General features: G+C 51.4%; 13 protein-coding genes. 7 read left to right on the top strand and 6 right to left on the bottom strand.

Annotated features, from left to right (window positions below):
* Positions 1-20: 20 nt before the first annotated feature.
* From B153_RS0120605 to B153_RS0120590, 4 genes are read left to right on the top strand one after another with little or no spacing between them, the layout of a single operon-like run.
* Complete coding sequence (locus B153_RS0120605) at positions 21-2,342, top strand: xanthine dehydrogenase molybdopterin binding subunit (protein WP_020598638.1); 2,322 nt, start codon at positions 21-23, stop codon at positions 2,340-2,342.
* Positions 2,299-3,333, top strand: a complete 1,035-nt coding sequence (locus tag B153_RS0120600) for an XdhC family protein (protein WP_051097321.1) — start codon at positions 2,299-2,301, stop codon at positions 3,331-3,333. The genes B153_RS0120605 and B153_RS0120600 overlap by 44 nt, the downstream gene beginning before the upstream one ends.
* Before the next feature lie 34 nt (positions 3,334-3,367).
* Complete coding sequence (locus B153_RS0120595) at positions 3,368-3,619, top strand: hypothetical protein (protein ID WP_020598636.1); 252 nt, start codon at positions 3,368-3,370, stop codon at positions 3,617-3,619.
* A complete protein-coding gene (locus tag B153_RS0120590) occupies positions 3,619-4,134 on the top strand; it encodes an O-fucosyltransferase family protein (RefSeq protein ID WP_020598635.1) in 516 nt (171 codons plus the stop codon). Before B153_RS0120595 ends, B153_RS0120590 begins: the two co-directional genes overlap by 1 nt.
* A gap of 111 nt (positions 4,135-4,245) precedes the next feature.
* Here the strand turns inward: B153_RS0120590 and B153_RS0120585 are convergent, their stop codons facing one another.
* Together B153_RS0120585 and B153_RS0120580 are read right to left on the bottom strand one after the other, a co-directional pair.
* Complete coding sequence (locus tag B153_RS0120585) at positions 4,246-5,931, bottom strand: RagB/SusD family nutrient uptake outer membrane protein (RefSeq protein ID WP_026262317.1); 1,686 nt, start codon at positions 5,929-5,931, stop codon at positions 4,246-4,248.
* Positions 5,932-5,942: 11 nt separating this feature from the next.
* Positions 5,943-8,975, bottom strand: coding sequence for a SusC/RagA family TonB-linked outer membrane protein (locus B153_RS0120580; protein WP_020598633.1), 3,033 nt, complete (start codon positions 8,973-8,975; stop codon positions 5,943-5,945).
* 209 nt (positions 8,976-9,184) lie between these two features.
* On the opposite strand from B153_RS0120580, the gene B153_RS0120575 reads away from it, so the two are divergent.
* From B153_RS0120575 to B153_RS0120565, 3 genes are all read left to right on the top strand, one after another.
* Positions 9,185-10,108 carry an MBL fold metallo-hydrolase gene (locus B153_RS0120575; protein WP_157634766.1) on the top strand — a complete coding sequence of 308 codons (924 nt, stop codon included), beginning with the start codon at positions 9,185-9,187 and terminating at the stop codon, positions 10,106-10,108.
* A gap of 46 nt (positions 10,109-10,154) precedes the next feature.
* Positions 10,155-11,519, top strand: coding sequence for a histidine--tRNA ligase (gene hisS, locus B153_RS0120570; RefSeq protein ID WP_020598631.1), 1,365 nt, complete (start codon positions 10,155-10,157; stop codon positions 11,517-11,519).
* Between the two features lie 63 nt (positions 11,520-11,582).
* The gene (locus B153_RS0120565; protein WP_020598630.1) at positions 11,583-12,323 is read left to right on the top strand and encodes an FkbM family methyltransferase; all 741 of its coding nucleotides are present in this window, start codon (positions 11,583-11,585) and stop codon (positions 12,321-12,323) included.
* Positions 12,324-12,400: 77 nt separating this feature from the next.
* Here B153_RS0120565 and B153_RS0120560 read toward each other — a convergent pair whose 3' ends face one another.
* The 4 genes from B153_RS0120560 to B153_RS0120540 form a co-directional block, all read right to left on the bottom strand.
* Complete coding sequence (locus B153_RS0120560) at positions 12,401-13,207, bottom strand: DUF3050 domain-containing protein (protein ID WP_020598629.1); 807 nt, start codon at positions 13,205-13,207, stop codon at positions 12,401-12,403.
* Between the two features lie 196 nt (positions 13,208-13,403).
* Positions 13,404-14,156, bottom strand: a complete 753-nt coding sequence (gene cobA / locus B153_RS0120550; RefSeq protein WP_020598627.1) for a uroporphyrinogen-III C-methyltransferase — start codon at positions 14,154-14,156, stop codon at positions 13,404-13,406.
* A 74-nt stretch (positions 14,157-14,230) separates the two neighbouring features.
* The gene (locus B153_RS0120545; protein WP_020598626.1) at positions 14,231-16,381 is read right to left on the bottom strand and encodes a nitrite/sulfite reductase; all 2,151 of its coding nucleotides are present in this window, start codon (positions 16,379-16,381) and stop codon (positions 14,231-14,233) included.
* A 196-nt stretch (positions 16,382-16,577) separates the two neighbouring features.
* Positions 16,578-16,826, bottom strand: coding sequence for a hypothetical protein (locus tag B153_RS0120540; RefSeq protein WP_020598625.1), 249 nt, complete (start codon positions 16,824-16,826; stop codon positions 16,578-16,580).
* Positions 16,827-16,850: the final 24 nt, after the last annotated feature.

Below are 16,850 nucleotides of genomic sequence, written 5' to 3'. Positions count from 1 at the left end.
CTATATAAACGGGATAGCCTATGAAAAATATAGATTCCAGAACGCATGTACGGGGGGAATCGGTATATCTGGACGATATCCCCCTGATTCGGGGAACGCTGTTCGGTGCTGCGTTTGGCTCGCCGGTCGCGCACGGAAAAATCAAAAACCTGGATTTATCGGCAGCACAAGCTGTACCCGGTGTAGTCAAGCTCTTTACATACAAAGACGTAACAGGCGAAAACCAGATTGGTGGCATCGTGCCTGATGAACCCCTACTGGCCGAACACCACGTTCATTACTGCGGAATGCCGATTGTGTTTGTCGTGGCCGAAAGCGAAGACATTGCCCGTTCAGCCGTAAAAAAAATCACCGTCGACATTGAACCGCTGCCCATCATTACCGACCCGCGCGAAGCGCAGGCGAAAGGGGAACTGATTGTCAGGCCCCGGACCCACAAGTTGGGGGATACTGCAACGGCCTGGGCGCAGTGTTCACATATCTTCGAGGGGCGAACCGAAACCAACGGTCAGGAGCATCTGTATATTGAAACCCAGGGCGCATATGCTGTTCCACAGGAGAACAACGGGATTAAACTCTATTCGTCTACCCAGGGCCCAACGGCTGTGCAACGCGCTGTTTCGCGCTCGTCGGGTCTGGCGATGCACAAGATTGATGTCGATGTAACCCGGCTGGGTGGGGGTTTTGGCGGTAAAGAGGATCAGGCCAATATGTGGGCAGCTTTGTGTGCGTTGGCTGCGCATGTGCTCCGACAACCCGTTAAATATTCCCTGCATCGGATGGAGGATATGGCTATGACGGGCAAGCGACATCCCTATTCGTCGGACTTTAAAATCGGTCTGGACGACCACCTGAAGATCATTGCTTACGAAGCTACATTTTACCAGAATGCCGGTGCGGCCGCCGATCTGTCGCCAGCCGTCTTAGAGCGGACTTTGTTTCACTGTACCAACACCTACTTTATCCCAAACGTAACCGCTACAGCTTATAGCTGCCGAACACACCTTCCGCCCAATACCGCGTTTCGGGGGTTTGGCGGGCCACAGGGCATGTTTGTGATCGAAGCGGCCATTGCTAAAGCTGCGGAAGAATTAGGCATTGAAGCCACGGTGATTCAGGGGGCAAACCTGAATAAAACCGGCGATGAGTTTGCTTATGGACAGAAAGCCGTAAGCGAAGCGCATGCCTGCTGGGACAAAGCGATAGAGCTGTATCGACTGGAGGAAATTCGCGCCCGGATTGATCAATTTAACAGTGTTAACCTATTGACTAAGAAGGCCTTTTCGTTGATGCCTATTTGCTTCGGAATTTCGTTTACAAACACCCGCATGAACCAGGCGAGGGCGCTGGTACACGTGTATACCGACGGTAGTGTGGGCGTGAGTACGGGGGCCGTCGAGATGGGGCAGGGGGTAAATACAAAAATGCTTCAGGTTGCTGCCCAAACACTGGCGATTCGGCCCGAACGGGTGAAATTGCAGACAACGAGTACGTACCGCATTGCGAACACATCGCCCTCGGCAGCCAGCGCCACCGCCGATCTGAATGGGAAAGCGGTAGAACTGGCCTGCACTGAAATTAGAGAACGACTAAAGGTTGTGGCGGCAGGTGAATTACAAACGACTGCCGAAGCCATTACGATACAAGATGAATGGGTGTATGTGAATGGTAACCGAACCGACTGGGACTGGAATCGGCTGGTGATGGAAGCGTTTACGAAACGCGTCAGTCTATCCGAGCACGCCCACTATGCTACGCCCGCTATTCACTATGATGCCAGCCGTGAAAAAGGCCATCCGTTTGCCTATCATGTGTACGGTACGGCCATCGTTGAAGTAACCGTCGACTGCCTTCGCGGAACCTATGAAATGGAGTCGGTGAAGGTGGTGCATGATTTTGGGGTCAGTATGAACCCACTGATCGACCGGGGACAGATTGAGGGGGGCATCGTGCAGGGGCTTGGCTGGATGACCATGGAAGAGGTTGTTTATGATAAAGAGGGGCGATTGCGGTCCAATGCCTTATCGACCTATAAAGTGCCTGACCTGTATTCTGTGCCTAAAGAAATAGCCATTGAGCCGTTGAAAACCGAGCAGGATAACCTGGCCATTTTTCGGTCGAAAGCCGTGGGCGAGCCACCCCTTATGTACGGCATCGGCGCCTATTTTGCCCTTCGGAAAGCTATACGGGCGTTCAACCCGACGGCAATCATTCCTTATGACGCCCCTATGACGCCCGAGAAAGTGTTGATGGCTCTGTATCCACCACGCGCTACACCAGGCTCCGTCCGCTCTGCCCATGAACAAACCGAAGTCACTGCTCGTCTGGCAGTTAATTCTTGAAAGTTGTCAGCAAAAGCAACCCGTGATGCTGTTGTATGTACTGGAGAGTCATGGAAGTAGCCCTGGTCGGCAGGGGTTTCTGATGGCGGTAACCGCATCGGGGAAAATGGCCGGGTCGATTGGGGGAGGGATCATGGAGCACAAGTTTGTGGAAATGGCCAAAGAAAAGCTACAATCGCAAACCGCTGAACCCGCTATCCGCACGCAGTACCACGACAAGAAAGCCGTTCGCAACCAGAGCGGTATGATCTGTTCCGGCGACCAAACCCTACTGCTGTATCCTTTACAGCCCCACGACGAACCGGCTGTTCAGGCGATTGTCGCTGGTCTTGACCAGTGTCAAAACGGCCTATTGACCTTGTCCCCGTCAGGCATTCAGTATACGGCAAACACCTCCCCCGATCGTGACTACCGATTTGTCCGACAATCGGCCGATGTGTGGTGGTATCAGGAGCGGCTGGGCTTTAAAAACGAATTGATCATCGTAGGAGGGGGGCACTGTGGGCTGGCATTATCCGGGCTGATGAGTCAGATGGATTTTTACATCCGTATCTACGATGACCGGCCTGACCTCCACACCCTGCAACTGAACGACCTGGCCCATGAGAAAATCCTTGTGCATACCTATAGTGATCTGGCCAATCTGATTCTACCAGGCAGAAACCAGTTTGTAGTGGTCATGACGTTTGGCTATCGTACCGATGACCTGGCTATCCGGGCCTTGCAGAACAAGACGTTTCGGTATTTTGGGGTGTTGGGTAGCCAGACGAAGATGAATACCCTTTTTGCTGAGTATCGGGCCGAGGGGATCTCCGATACGTTCATAAAACGCATTCACGCACCGATTGGCATCCCCATCCATAGCCAGACACCGGAAGAAATTGCAGTCAGTATTGCGGCCGAAATTATTCGGGTGAAGAATACCCCTGCGCTTGGAAAATCAACAGGTCATTTGGGCCAGCAAGTTGATCATAAACTGCCTGAAGCGTAATGAAATTTATCCGTTGCTTGGTTTTTGCAATCGGATGCGGGCCATAAGTTCGGCCATTGCATTTGCGAATGCGATGGAGCAAGCGCTTGAACTATACTGGATTCAGAATGAACAATTAAACTGCCCATTTTCAGCCTTGTTTGAACCAATAAAAGGGATAAGTCTGATTGAGTCTAAGCGAGTGCCTGTTTTTTTTAGCATGGACGAAGACGAAATCTATTTTTACCCGATCTGGTGCGGAAAATTGGCAGTGGCCCATTTTACCCTACCTCCAGACTATACCTAATGACAAAAGAGAATTATGATTTTTTACAGCTAAAGCAGTATTCGACTCTATATATGACGAGTTGCGTCCACTTTTACGATCCTCATGCATCGTATAGTGCGTTTCGGCCAATCGCTCCTATCCTGAAGAACCTAGCCGATGAAAACCAATCATTTAATGCGCATACCATGGGCGTTCATATCCGGCGAACCGATAATCAGAAGGCTCGGATACAGAGCCCCTTTACCCTGTTTATCGACGCGATGAAGCAGGAAATACAGCGGGAACCCCTGACCAATTTTTATGTGGCTTCGGATAACACAGCCGTTAAGCTCTGCCTGATGAATACGTTTGGCGAACGTATTAAAACGAATTGTGAACCCGTAAACCGGACCACAAGCCAGGGAATGCAGCGGGCTGTTGTTGAGCTTTTCTCCCTCTCGAAGACACAGAAAGTATTCGGATCGTATTGGAGTTCGTTTTCTCAAACTGCCTGTGAAATCAACGGTATCCCGGAAATAACCATTCGTATTTAATGCTAATCAGCCTGGGTCTGGCAACGATGTATCCGATCGATCTGTCCAGTCAAAAAAACAGGCGACCAGATTGATGAACTGGCCGCCTGCGTACAGTATTCGAAATACGGATTAATAACTCTGATTCTGGACTAGATACCCAGGCAGATTAGAGGCTCCATCAATAGCGGTTTGTGGAATCGGAAAAATGCGTTTTAGTTTATCGCTGTTCGTTTTTTCCGTCCAGGTGCCTTCGTATTTGCCAAACCGGATCATATCGGTCCGGCGAACCATTTCCCAGTACAACTCAAAGCCACGCTCCCGGTACAGCAAATCCAGATTCATTGCAGTTAGGGCAGGAGGAGGGGCAGTCACCGTCCGGGCCGCCCGTACCGTATTGACATCGGCTAGGGCGCTGGCTGCATCGTTGCTTTTCCGAAGTTTGGCTTCGGCCCGCATCAGGTAGATATCCGCCAACCGGAGAATGATAATATCGGCCTCCCCAAAATTTCGCCCACTCACCGATTTCTTGCTGAACTCATACTTTTCGACCCGGTAGCCGGTATTGTAGTTGCTGCCCGCTACGGTGAAGTCAATCTGTTCGGTAAAGTCAACGGCCAGTGTTGGCTTGTTGCGGGTATCGTGATACAGTTTCGCCACCTTAAACTTCCCATCCGGGCATTTCAGGAACACCCCATTCCGACGAATCAGACCGTATTGCTGTCCCCGCAGAATCCCCCGATTGATGTTGAAATCGGCTTCAGCTACGCAGGAGTCGGCTGGATTGGAGTAGATCGACAGGTTCTGCTTGTAAAAACGAGGATCGACCGTTGGATCTTTGGGTGCATAAGCATTCACCCAGGTACGGTAATAGTCGGGTGTGATGGCTGGCCCGTCGGTTCCATTGGCATTCGGATAGGCCGGAATGGGAAACTGGTCGCCCGAGAGGGAGAAATACGCCATCCGGTTGGTTCCGTTCAGATCGGCCCGCTGGTCGACGGCAAAGATCAACTCCTTGTTGTCGTGGTTGTCGGAGTTGAAAATGGCGAAGTAATCTTTCGACAGTTGGTACTGGCCCGAATTGATGATCTTATCGCAGTATTCAACCACTTTGTCCATGTCTTCCGGCTTAAACGTAACCTGAGCGCCGTAAATATCCCGATATACCCCCGCATTCAGGTAGAGCCGGGCCAGCAGCCCCCAAACGGCTCCTTTGGTCAGACGACCGGGACCAACCCCGGTTTCCAGGTCAGGTTCTACGGCCAGAAACTCGTTTTTAAGGTATTCGACGGCTTCGGTACCACGCAGAATGGTTGAGGTCGCTCCCAGGTCGTCTTTAACAAACACGATCCCAAACAGATCCAGGGTCAGCAAGCCATAATAGGCCCGCATGCCCCGGGCTTCGGCCAGATAGGTTTTCGTAACCGGATCTTTCAGCGTCGGCAGGGTATTGATGGCCGTAATAGCTCGTGATAGCCCCTGCAAAATGAGTGTCCAGGTGTTCCGCAGGTTTGGGTCGGTACTGGTATAAGTATGCTGGTGCATGGCCAGGTAGATACCATTGTCGCCCCAATCCGTTCCGCCCCGATAGGGGAGGATGGCCTCATCGGTCGAAATCTCCTGAATGGCGAAGTAATTGGTATGCAGAAAGATATCTGGCAATCGGGCATAAACCGGGGCCAGGATGCCATCGGCTGCCTGCCGGTCGGTCAGGCCCGAAACCGATGCCTCGTCGAGAACTTTTTCGGCCAGGTTCGTACAACCATTTATAAAGAGCATACCGGCCAGGGCCAGCATGGATATGAGTTTCTTATTCATTGGAATCGGAATTAAAAAGTAAGGTTCAGGCCAAATACAAACGTTTTGGCTTTGGGGTAGCTGAGGTAATCGATGCCATACGACAGAATCCCGTTGATGGTCCGGTCGGTGTTTACTTCGGGATCGAATCCGTCGTATTTGGTAATCACGAACAGATTTTGCCCCGTTGCCGACAGGCGGATACCCGAAATCCAGCGTTTCATGCCAATGAGTTTTGGGTCGAGATTATACCCCAGGGTGAGGTTGTTCAGCCGGAAGAACGAACCGTTTTTCAGATAGCGGGTCGATACCGGAGCCGAGTTGTTGATCGACTCGTTTGGGTACTGAATGGCTTCTGCCGTGGTGTTCAGCCCTTTCGATAGCCGAAGTTTGTAGAAGTTGGCATTCGCGGTGTTGTCATAGAGCTTGTTACCCGACACTCCGTTGAAATTGATGGCCAGATCGAAACCTTTATAGGCCAGGTTCCCGTTCAGGTTGAATTGTTTCGTCGGGAGCGCGCTTCCGGCAGCAATCCGGTCTTTATCCGTAATGATGCCGTCACCATCTACATCCTGAAATTTACTGATGCCTTTATCGTCCAGACCAATGAAGTTTTTCAGGAAGAACGTGCCAATCGGCTGTCCGTTGATATACCCGTTGATGGTAGCCGAGGTCAGCCCCGAACCCGAAGCCGAGCCGGATGGAATCACCGTATAGGGCGAATTGTTCACCACATTGTCAATGAAGGTGATGTTTCCGCCAATATCGAACCGGAAGCCGTTCAAACTAGCATACCGATAATTTAGGTCCAGTTCAAGCCCCTGATTGGTGATGGTCATGTCGGGTACGTTGGTCCAGAAGGTTCCGGCCGGTTGAACCGGGTCCGAAGGGATTACCTCCAGCAGGATGTTGTTGGATACTTTCCGGAAATAATCAACGGAACCAGTCAGAGCCCCTTTAAACAGCCCAAAGTCAACGCCTAAATCGGTCTGGTTCGATACTTCCCATTGAATATCGGGGTTGGCCAGTCGGGTGTAGGATGTACCGGCCGGGTAAGCCCCTGTAGCCGCCAGTGGGTAGCTGGTCGAGGCTGATACCTGCGAGGTGAACAGCGCCTGGGTAATTTTGGAGGGGATTTCCTGGTTACCCGTACGGCCCCAGCCCGCCCGTAATTTAAGATCGCTGAACGGTCCCGATTTCAGGAAGGATTCTTCCGATAGCCGCCAGCCCAGTGAGAACGAGGGGAAAATACCGTATTTGTTATTGGCCCCGAATTTAGAAGACCCATCGGCCCGTACGGTTGCCGTTGCCAGGTACTTATCCTTATAATGATAATTGGCCCGGCCGAAAAAGGACTGGAGTTCATTTTCCAGCGCAAACCCGGTCGGCTTGTTATTCGCCAGGGTCAGGTCCTGGCCTAAACCTGGGTTATAAATCGGCTCAATGGGCGATATGGGGAACTTATTGATGCTCGATGAGCGCTCCTGCACATAAATTTTCTGGTATGAATGCCCCAGCAGCGCGGTCAGGTTATGATCCTGCCGGGCCAGCGTATAAGTGAAGTAATTCTCGACCAGAATATTGCGGTTGATCCGGTAAATGGTTTCCAGGCGGCCATCCTGCTGAGGAACCAGACTCGGAAGCGACTGTACATCCCGCATCGAACTGGAGTTGTCGACACCCAGGTTGAGCTTGTAGACCAGATCTTTGGTGATCTTGAACGAGGGTGAAATATTGCCGACTACCCGGTTGATGGTGGTCATATCCTTTTCCAGGTTCAGGGTAATCAGCGGATTCGTACCACTCAGGTATTTATAGGGGTCGCCGTTGGTATCGTAGGCCGGTAAGGTCGGATTGGCCGAAATCGCACTACCCAGAATGGTTTCCGTCGGTGGGCGCATGTTGTAGGTATAGGAAGCGGTCAGGTTGACGTCCAGATTCAGCCGATCTTCAAGCAGTTTCTGCGACACGTTGATGCGGCCCGTATACCGGCTCATCCGGCTGTTTTTGATGATGCCCTCCTGATTTTGTACGCCTAGCGACCCATAATAGGTCAGCTTATCGGTCCCACCGCCAAATGAGAGGTTGTGATTCCAGGTTTGCGCAGTCCGGGTCACCTCTTTCTGCCAGTCGGTATTCCCTTTGAAGTCGTCGAGCACACCACCCACTGCCGGAACCTGCCGACGGTATTCATCGGCCGAAAAGACGGCCAGCGGGCGAGTCAGATTGGAAATCCCCAGGCTGCTCGACAGGGTGAAGTTTGAGAATCCCGCCTTCCCTTTTTTGGTGGTGATGAGCACCACCCCGTTGGCCCCCCGAGCCCCATAAATAGCGGTTGCCGACGCATCTTTCAGTACATCGATCGACTCAATGTCCTGCGGGTTCAGGAAGTTCAGCGGATTGGTAGCGCCCCCCGTGCTGGAGTTATCGAGCGCAATCCCATCCAATACAAAAAGTGGAGTGCTGCCCGTGCGAACCCCACCTGGCCCCCGGATCGTAATGTTTTGCTGACCACCCGGTTCGCCACTGGCCGACGTGACATTTACCCCAGCCACTTTGCCCTGCAACAGTTGTTCGGGCGAATTGATGATCCCCTTATTAAATTCGGTACTTTTGATTGATTTGACGGAGCCGGTCATATCTTTTTTGGAAGCACTCCCATAACCTATGACAACCACCTGAGCCAGCTCGGAGGCCGATGCCTTGAGGGTCACGTTGATCGTTGTCTGATTGCCAATGGGAACATCCTGAGATACAAACCCGATAAAGCCGAATACCAGCACCGAATTTCCATCGGGGGCAACAATCCGGTAATTGCCGTTGGCATCGGTTGTGGTGCCCCGGTTCGTTCCTTTGACGACAACACTACAGCCAGCCAGGGCTTCGTTGGTTGTTGCATCGGTGACACGGCCGCTAACCGTAATATCGGCGGCAGGGTTCTGGGTTGTTGGCGTAGCGGTAGAAACTGTACCGGGCCCAGCCATGGCAACAGAGCCGATCGCCAGTAGAAGCAAACAGGCCCATTTGTGGATGAGTGGGGGAGATGAAGGATAAAAATGCTGCATAATGAGTAAAGTGGTGGTAATGTTTGGTAAGTTTTGAAAAATGGGTACTCAATTAAAAAGGGTTTAATAAAGGTTAAAATAAAATTAATATGCAGCGGTATTATTTTGAGAATTATTTGCAGAAAATACTTTCTAATCGTTTGGTAGAACTACTTACTGGATGGAAAGCCGCACGATACAGTACGTATTCCTGGTCAGCGAAAAAAACATTGGCTGCTCGGCCTAACTGGATAGCATGGGTATTCGTTGGTCTGGTATTCGTCTGTACGCCGTCAATGGGGCAGCAAGTGGTCATTCTGGGTGTAGCTCAGGATGGAGGGTATCCCCATATCGGCTGCGCGAAAGCCTGTTGCCGGAAAGCCTGGCAGGATGAAAGCCGTCGGAATCATGTCGTGAGTTTTGCCCTGGTCGATACGTTACAGGCTAGTTGGTGGCTATTTGAAGCTACCCCCGATATTACCCGTCAATTGGAACGCTTCCAGCAACTGACCGGAGGGGCATATCGCTATTTGCCCGATGGTATTTTTTTATCCCACGCACACATCGGCCATTATACAGGGCTGATGTATCTGGGCCGGGAAGCGCTGAATGCCAGCCAGATTCCGGTGTATACGCTCCCGAAATTTGCAGATTTTTTACGGACCAATGGCCCCTGGAGTCAGTTGGTTTTGCTGAACAACATCAGCCTGAAGCCCTTACAGCCAGACCAGCCGCTCCACTTGAATGAAACCGTATCCGTAACCGCTTTTACCGTACCGCACCGGGACGAATTTTCCGAAACAGCGGGTTTCTCGATCCGGGCCGGTACCCGAAAAATTCTGTTTATCCCCGACATCGACAAATGGGCGAAATGGAACAAGTCGATTATTGATGAGGTAAAGCGTGTCGATATGGCCTTGCTCGATGCTACCTTTTCGAGTGCGACCGAGTTGCCCAATCGAAAAATAAGCGAAGTGCCTCATCCCCTCGTCAGCGAAACCGTAAGCCTGTTCAATGCACAGGATCAACAGACCAGACAAAAGGTTTATTTTATACATTTCAATCATACCAATCCCCTGCTTTGGGATGAACAGGCGCAAGCCGATCTGCTCCGAAAAGGATTTCATCTGGCAACCCTCGGTGCTATCCTGTAAGCAGCAACGGGTTACGGTAAACCATATAATTCTGTAATTTTGCCGGATGCAAAAACCGACATTACCTAAAGGAACGCGTGATTTTGGTCCGGAGCAAATGAGCAAACGGCTGTTTATTTTTGACACCATCCGGCAAACTTTCAAACGATTCGGCTTTCTGCCCCTCGAAACCCCAGCCATGGAGAATCTCTCCACGCTCACGGGTAAATACGGTGATGAAGGCGATCAACTGTTATTTAAACTCCTGAACTCCGGTGATTTTGCGGCCAGTCTGACCGATCTGGACCTGGCGTCAGGTTCTAAAAAACTTACCCCAAAAATTGCGGAGAAAGGGTTACGCTACGACCTGACCGTACCCTTTGCCCGCTATGTCGTGATGAATCGGAATGCGCTGACCTTGCCCTTCAAGCGATATCAGATGCAGCCGGTCTGGCGAGCTGATCGGCCACAGAAAGGGCGGTACCGGGAGTTTTATCAGTGCGACGCCGATGTAGTGGGCACCGATTCTCTGATCTGTGAAGCCGAAATTGTGCTGATGATCCACGAAGTGTTCCGAAACCTGGGCATTCAGAAGTTCACCCTTAAACTGAACAATCGAAAAATCCTGGCCGGAATTGCCGAAGCCATTGGCGTACCAGGTCAGGAGGGAACCTTATCGGTAGCCATTGACAAACTGGATAAAATCGGGCAGGAGAAGGTGTTGGATGAACTGCGCGAACGCGGGTTTTCAGAAGACACCCTCACGAACCTGCTGCCTTTATTCGCGTTTGCCGGACAAGACCTTCGACCGATTCTGGATCAGTTGAAAAGCTGGCTGGCCGCTTCCGAAACCGCTCAGAAAGGAATTGCTGAACTTGAAGAAACACTTCAGTTTGTGGCACTTTATGGCCTACAGGACAGCCAGATAGAGCTGGACCCAACATTAGCGCGTGGCCTTTCGTATTATACTGGGGCTATTTTTGAAGTGAAGGCCAACGGGGTGAGCATAGGTAGTGTGAGTGGTGGAGGGCGTTACGACAACCTGACAGGCGCCTTTGGCATGCCGGGTCTGTCGGGGGTAGGCATCTCGTTCGGGGTTGACCGGATTTATGATGTCCTGGAAGAGTTGAACCTGTTTCCGGCCAGTACCGGGCAGGGAACGAACGTATTGATCGTGCCTTTCGATGCCGAAGCCCGGACAGTAGCCCTGCCCTTACTGAGTCAGTTGCGCGCATCGGATATAGCCGCTGAAGTGTATCCTGATCTGGCTAAGATCAAAAAAATGCTCGATTATGCCAATGCCAAAGGGATTCCGTATGTGGTATTGATTGGCTCGGAAGAGGTGCAGACAGGCCTACTGACGCTGAAAAATATGCTCACTGGCGAACAGCACAAAGCAAAAGCGGAAGAAATCCGGGAGTTGACCCGATAAAGGCTCGTAGCTTCGATGCGCTCTGAGGGCCTGCGTGTTTATAAACATTTAAATGGAAGTACGATGAGCAAGTTGGCAACGGCGGTAAAGGCTGTATTTTCGTCGTTTGGGGTATTTCTGGCCCGAAAATACCCGGATCAGGTCAATGGCCTGAAACTGGAAGATGATTTACGGCAGCTTATTCGTCAGCCGAATCCGCTCTGTTTTGATGTTGGGGCCAATCAGGGGCAGACGATTCAGCTATTGCAGCAATGCCTGCTCAACCCGGTAATTCATGCCTTCGAACCCGCTTCGGCCACGTTTAACGGGCTGGCCAGGCAGTCGTTCGGGCCAACGGTTTCCTTGCATCAGCTGGCTTTTGGTGAAGCGGCAGGAAAGGCGGAGTTTCGAAATTATGAACAGTCGGAGCTTAGTTCGTTTCTGGCTGTCAACCCGGATAAAGCCGAAAATATTTTCCATGGCGAGCAGGTAGCTTCCGTTGAGTCGGTAACCGTCGATACGCTTGATCGATTCTGTACCGATCAGGGCATTGAGAAAATCGCCCTGCTCAAGATCGATACGCAGGGATTCGAACTTCCCGTGTTGCGGGGGGCTACGACTCTGCTGACTCAGAAACGAATTGGCGCTATTTTACTGGAATTGAATTTTGCCCCCATCTATGAAGGGCAATCCGATCCGCTTGTTATTCTTCAACTCCTTCGGGACTATGATATGCGGCTGGTCGATTATTACGAAAAAGAACGAATGACGGGCCGGGAGCTATCCTGGACCTCCGCCCTGTTTGTATTGCCCGCTCCAAAGTGAAAAAATGCTGCGCGTTTGATCGAGAAACTCGCCAAACGCTCAGCAACACGTCCTTGAGAAGAGCCGTTTAGGCCGGATTAGGCAAACGCGGTATCAACCGGCGTGGAGGCAGCTTGCCGGGTTAAAAGCGTTTCATAAACCCCATCCCACAGACGTATGCGTTGCTGTAGGGAAGCGATGGTAGCCTGTTCGGCTTCCTGCCAGAATGCATCCTTATCGCCACATAGGTTTGCGGTCATTTGGAGAGCCAGGTGGCTGTGGTGATCCCCATCCACTTCAATATGGCGTTCCAGGTAATAGGTGAACCGGGAAATATTGCCAGGGAAGTTCATGTTCAGATCCTGAATCATTGACAGGAACATCCCAGGTATCAGATCTTCCCGACCAAATGTAAACACCGCCGATTGTAAATGAGCTTTCTGACTGTTGATGATGGCAAATGTATACTTGACAAAATCGCTCGCTGCTTTCGGCGTGTCTGATGCCAACAAAGCCTGTTCCAGCGAACCATTTTGCTGTAGTATGGACAGGAAGTTCCCGATCTGACTACGATCGGCACCAGCTTGTTCCATAGCCTCCAGATACATTTCAAAGTGACTTTTCCGCTCGCCCATCAGATCAATATCCGACTCTTCGCCCGCAACGATTTCATTAATCAGATACCGGGTATTGGCCGAACCCGTTGGGTACCAGGGCACCGACGTACAGGTCAACTGATTCTGTAAGGTTTTAAGCAACGACATGAAGTCCCAGACTGCATATACGTGATACTGCATGAATATGGTTAAATCGTCGATGGTTTTGATGGCGGAGTAAACCTTGTGGTTAATAATTTCCTGCCGGAACGGTTCAATGGCCGTTTTTAATCGGTCGATAGGTTGCATGATGAATGAAGACACTTGTGTAGGGATGAACACCCAATTCTGGATGTCAATCGCTGTTGATTCAATTTACGGTTACAAAAATACATACGACAGCCCGCGAATGTCGGATTTTGTTGACAAAACGCGGGCTGTCGTATGTATTTTTTATACGATCAAGAAGGCTGCCTGGTTAACAAAAGACAGTTCGTTATAAGCGTCAATCCTGCTGATGCGTCGATTGACTGAGCGCAACCAGATCCGGAACCGCCAGTTTTGCGACTTCACCGACTACAATAATGGCCGGGTTGCCTACACCCGATTCGGTGGTTTTCTGCACGATGGTCGACACATGGCCTGTTACCACCTGTTGTTCGGGCAGGGTTCCATTTTGAATAATAGCCACCGGGGTGTCGGACTGCCCGCATTCTGCAAAAACAGCCATGATCTGAGCTAACTTATGCATGCCCATTAACACCACCACGGTAGCTGATGACTGAGCAGCCAACCGCAAATCGGTTGAGAATTGACCCTCTTTTGTTGTACCCGTAACTACCCAGAAACTTTCAGAAAGACCTCGTGTAGTCAGTGGAACCCCGGCCGATGCGGGTACGGCGTAACTGCTGGACAGACCCGGTACCACCTCCGTCGCGATGCCATGCTGCCGGGCAAAGTCGATTTCTTCGTACCCACGCCCGAACACAAACGAGTCGCCCCCTTTGAGTCGAACCACATGGCCATATTGCCGGGCATAATGCACAATCAGCGGGTTAATGTCTTCCTGCATGCAGGAGTAAGCCCCCCGTCGTTTGCCCACATATACCTTGAGCGCGTCAGGACGGCAATGTTCGAGCAAATCCGGGTGAACAAGCGCATCGTACATGACCACATCAGCCTGCTGCAACGCCTTAATCCCTTTCACTGTGATTAAATCCGGGTCGCCGGGACCTGCGCCAACGAGTGTTAATTTCATAATTCGAAAGAGTGAACAAGTGAACGAGCGAAAAAAGGTTTGCGTCTGCTTTTCGTTCGTTCACTCGTTGATCATTAACTATCCTGCGCCTGGGTTAATGCCTGCAATTCAGGAGCGCCTTCCAGTTCGATCTGGGTTTCGCGGTACGTCTGAATGGCTTGCAGGAATGCTTCTGCCTGAGCAATGAAGCGATTCGCGAACGCTTCAGAAGGCTCCTGTTTATTGATGCTGAACACCAGCGCTTTGAATTCACCGTCTGCCTGATGGAAATCGGGTTCGCCAACAAACGTTTTATCGAAGTCACTGACAATACCGTGCTGGGTGTTGGTGGCAACATCACGGCTCATCAGGGCGGCTTTAGCGCCGGTAATAAATACGTTATAGCCATGGTAAAGCGCATCGGCCCATCGGTTCTCGGCCAGCGCTTCACGAGCCCAGCCCAGCTTTTCGGACGCTTCGCTAAGGGTTGTAGCCACCAGGTCGATCAGGACACTGGCGCATTCGCCAATCCCTACTTCCGTAACATATTGCTCGGTATGATCCCAGTCGATATAATCACTGTCGACGAGGGTTTTCAGATCCGCCAGCGGTTTTAAGAGCTGGTAAAAATAGTTTTTACCCTGCCGGGCGTAGTAGTCGCTGAAGTATTCGCCTTCAAAGGCATTGGTATCGTAGTCCTGAAGCAGCAAACGCAATGATTGGGGGCCCCGTTTGGCGGGAATTTTGATCACCTTGTCGGCGATCAGCCCTTCGCCTTTCCCGTTGAAACCACCGCCAAGCAGCACCTGCAACGCGGGCAACACGTAAGCTCCATTTTTAAGCGATGAGCCATGGTAACCAATGTTGGCTACCGAGTGTTGACCGCAGCCGTTCATACAACCCGAAATCTTGATTTTGATATCGTTATTGTAGATCAGTTCGGGAAATTCATCCGTCATCATCGTTTCCAGCGCCCGGGTAATCCCATAGCTACTCGAAATAGCCAGGTTACAGGTATCCGTACCGGGGCAGGTCGTAATGTCGGCTGTTGTATCAAAACCGGGTTCTGCCAGTCCCAGGGTGTTCAGCGCTTCGTATACCGCAGGGAGATCTTCCGGTTTGATAAACCGAAGCAGATAGCCCTGGTTTACCGTAACCCGAATGTCATCGGCAGCGTACGTTTTAACCACCTGGGCCAGTGCCCGGGCTGTATCCGAATGCATATCCCCCAGCAACACCCGTAGCTGCACCGCATACCAACCCGCCTGCTTCTGCTCGAATACATTCGTTTTCAACCAACGGGCATACGTATCGTTATGCGGAAGCTGGCTCGGAGCAGGGGCATCAGGACGGGGGAGAGGTTCGGTAGCAAAATGGGCATTGCCTGCCTGCTGATCAACGGCAAACGATTTTACCCGCAGGGCTGGAGTCTCTTCGGCAATACGACGGAGCAATTCGTCCAGACCAATGTCGTTCAGCAGGTATTTCATGCGGGCCTTATGGCGTTTCTGGCGCTCACCGTAACGGTCAAATACCCGAATCACTCCCTCAATAAAGGGAATGGCCTGGTCTTCTTCCAGGAACTCAGAAGCTGTCTGAGCCGGGAAAGGCTGCGCGCCCAATCCGCCCCCCAGCATGACCTTAAAGCCTCGCTTTCCATCCTGAACACGGGCAATCAGGCCCACATCGTGCATATAGCCATAGGCTGAATCCTTTTCACTCGATGATACGGAAATCTTGAACTTCCGGCCCATATCCTGACAGATCGGATTTCGCAGGAAATAGTCGAAAATGGTGTATGCGTAGGGGGTAATGTCAAACGGTTCTTCCGGGTCAATACCGGCTCTGGCTGAGCCGGTTACGTTCCGAACGGTATTGCCACAGGCCTCCTTGAGGGTAATGCCGGCATCCTCCAGGTCGGCCCAGAGCTGGGGCGAATCGGCTAGTTTAACAAAATGGAGTTGAATATCCTGCCGGGTGGTAGCGTGGAGGTTACCCGTCGCATATTTATCCGACAGGTCGGCAATCCGAACCAGCTGATCGGCCGTGATACGGCCATGCGGAAGTTTGATCCGGATCATCTGGACCCCGGGCTGCCGTTGGCCATACACCCCTCGGGTCAGACGGAATTTGCGAAACGCTTCATCCGCTATGTCCCCCTGCTGAAATGAACTGATTTTCTGCTGAAGGTCCAGAATGTCGCGCCGGGCGACGGTACTCACGTTGTCGGAGAATAAGATAGACATAAAGTATATTGTCTATAGGATTAATCAACTAATGTAGTAAAAGGAAACGCCGGTTCCCTCCGGCGCTTGATTCTGTTGTAAAGATAAAACCAATCGGGGTGTATAAAGTTCAGGATTTTCCCAACTTCTGGTTATGGACGATAAGCAATTGTTATGCCAGCATGACCAATGGCTCTCGTGAACGGCAGGCTATACGTTAAAATACCGCATTCCGTTCGCCGGTTGCCTGCCAGTCAGCATCCATTTCCTGAAATCGGGCAGCTACTTTATGGAGAAAGGGTTCATCCAGCAAGGCAGGCACGGTTTCAGGGTCGGCCAGATCCAGCTCACTGACTTTATACGTCTGTTCGTAGGGGCCCGCTTCGATTTTGACAATATATTTGCTGTTCCAGGCGTAAAGCCCGATGCGGAATTGAGGGTGGGGGATGTCCTGAACGAAACGCACGGAGAAAGAATGAATTATACGTGG

It is taken from the genome of Spirosoma panaciterrae DSM 21099, from assembly GCF_000374025.1.
GTDB classification, from domain to species: Bacteria; Bacteroidota; Bacteroidia; order Cytophagales; family Spirosomataceae; genus Spirosoma; species Spirosoma panaciterrae.
This window is presented reverse-complemented; position numbering and strand designations above follow the sequence as displayed.

What these genes read in the sequence shown, in the direction of transcription:
- B153_RS0120605 (WP_020598638.1), top strand. Translation starts at nt 21, where the DNA reads ATGAAAAATATAGATTCCAGAACGCATGTACGGGGGGAATCGGTATAT.
- B153_RS0120600 (WP_051097321.1), top strand. Translation starts at nt 2,299, where the DNA reads ATGAACAAACCGAAGTCACTGCTCGTCTGGCAGTTAATTCTTGAAAGT.
- B153_RS0120595 (WP_020598636.1), top strand. Translation starts at nt 3,368, where the DNA reads ATGCGGGCCATAAGTTCGGCCATTGCATTTGCGAATGCGATGGAGCAA.
- B153_RS0120590 (WP_020598635.1), top strand. Translation starts at nt 3,619, where the DNA reads ATGACAAAAGAGAATTATGATTTTTTACAGCTAAAGCAGTATTCGACT.
- B153_RS0120585 (WP_026262317.1), bottom strand. Translation starts at nt 5,931, where the DNA reads ATGAATAAGAAACTCATATCCATGCTGGCCCTGGCCGGTATGCTCTTT.
- B153_RS0120580 (WP_020598633.1), bottom strand. Translation starts at nt 8,975, where the DNA reads ATGCAGCATTTTTATCCTTCATCTCCCCCACTCATCCACAAATGGGCC.
- hisS (WP_020598631.1), top strand. Translation starts at nt 10,155, where the DNA reads ATGCAAAAACCGACATTACCTAAAGGAACGCGTGATTTTGGTCCGGAG.
- B153_RS0120565 (WP_020598630.1), top strand. Translation starts at nt 11,583, where the DNA reads ATGAGCAAGTTGGCAACGGCGGTAAAGGCTGTATTTTCGTCGTTTGGG.
- B153_RS0120560 (WP_020598629.1), bottom strand. Translation starts at nt 13,207, where the DNA reads ATGCAACCTATCGACCGATTAAAAACGGCCATTGAACCGTTCCGGCAG.
- cobA (WP_020598627.1), bottom strand. Translation starts at nt 14,156, where the DNA reads ATGAAATTAACACTCGTTGGCGCAGGTCCCGGCGACCCGGATTTAATC.
- B153_RS0120545 (WP_020598626.1), bottom strand. Translation starts at nt 16,381, where the DNA reads ATGTCTATCTTATTCTCCGACAACGTGAGTACCGTCGCCCGGCGCGAC.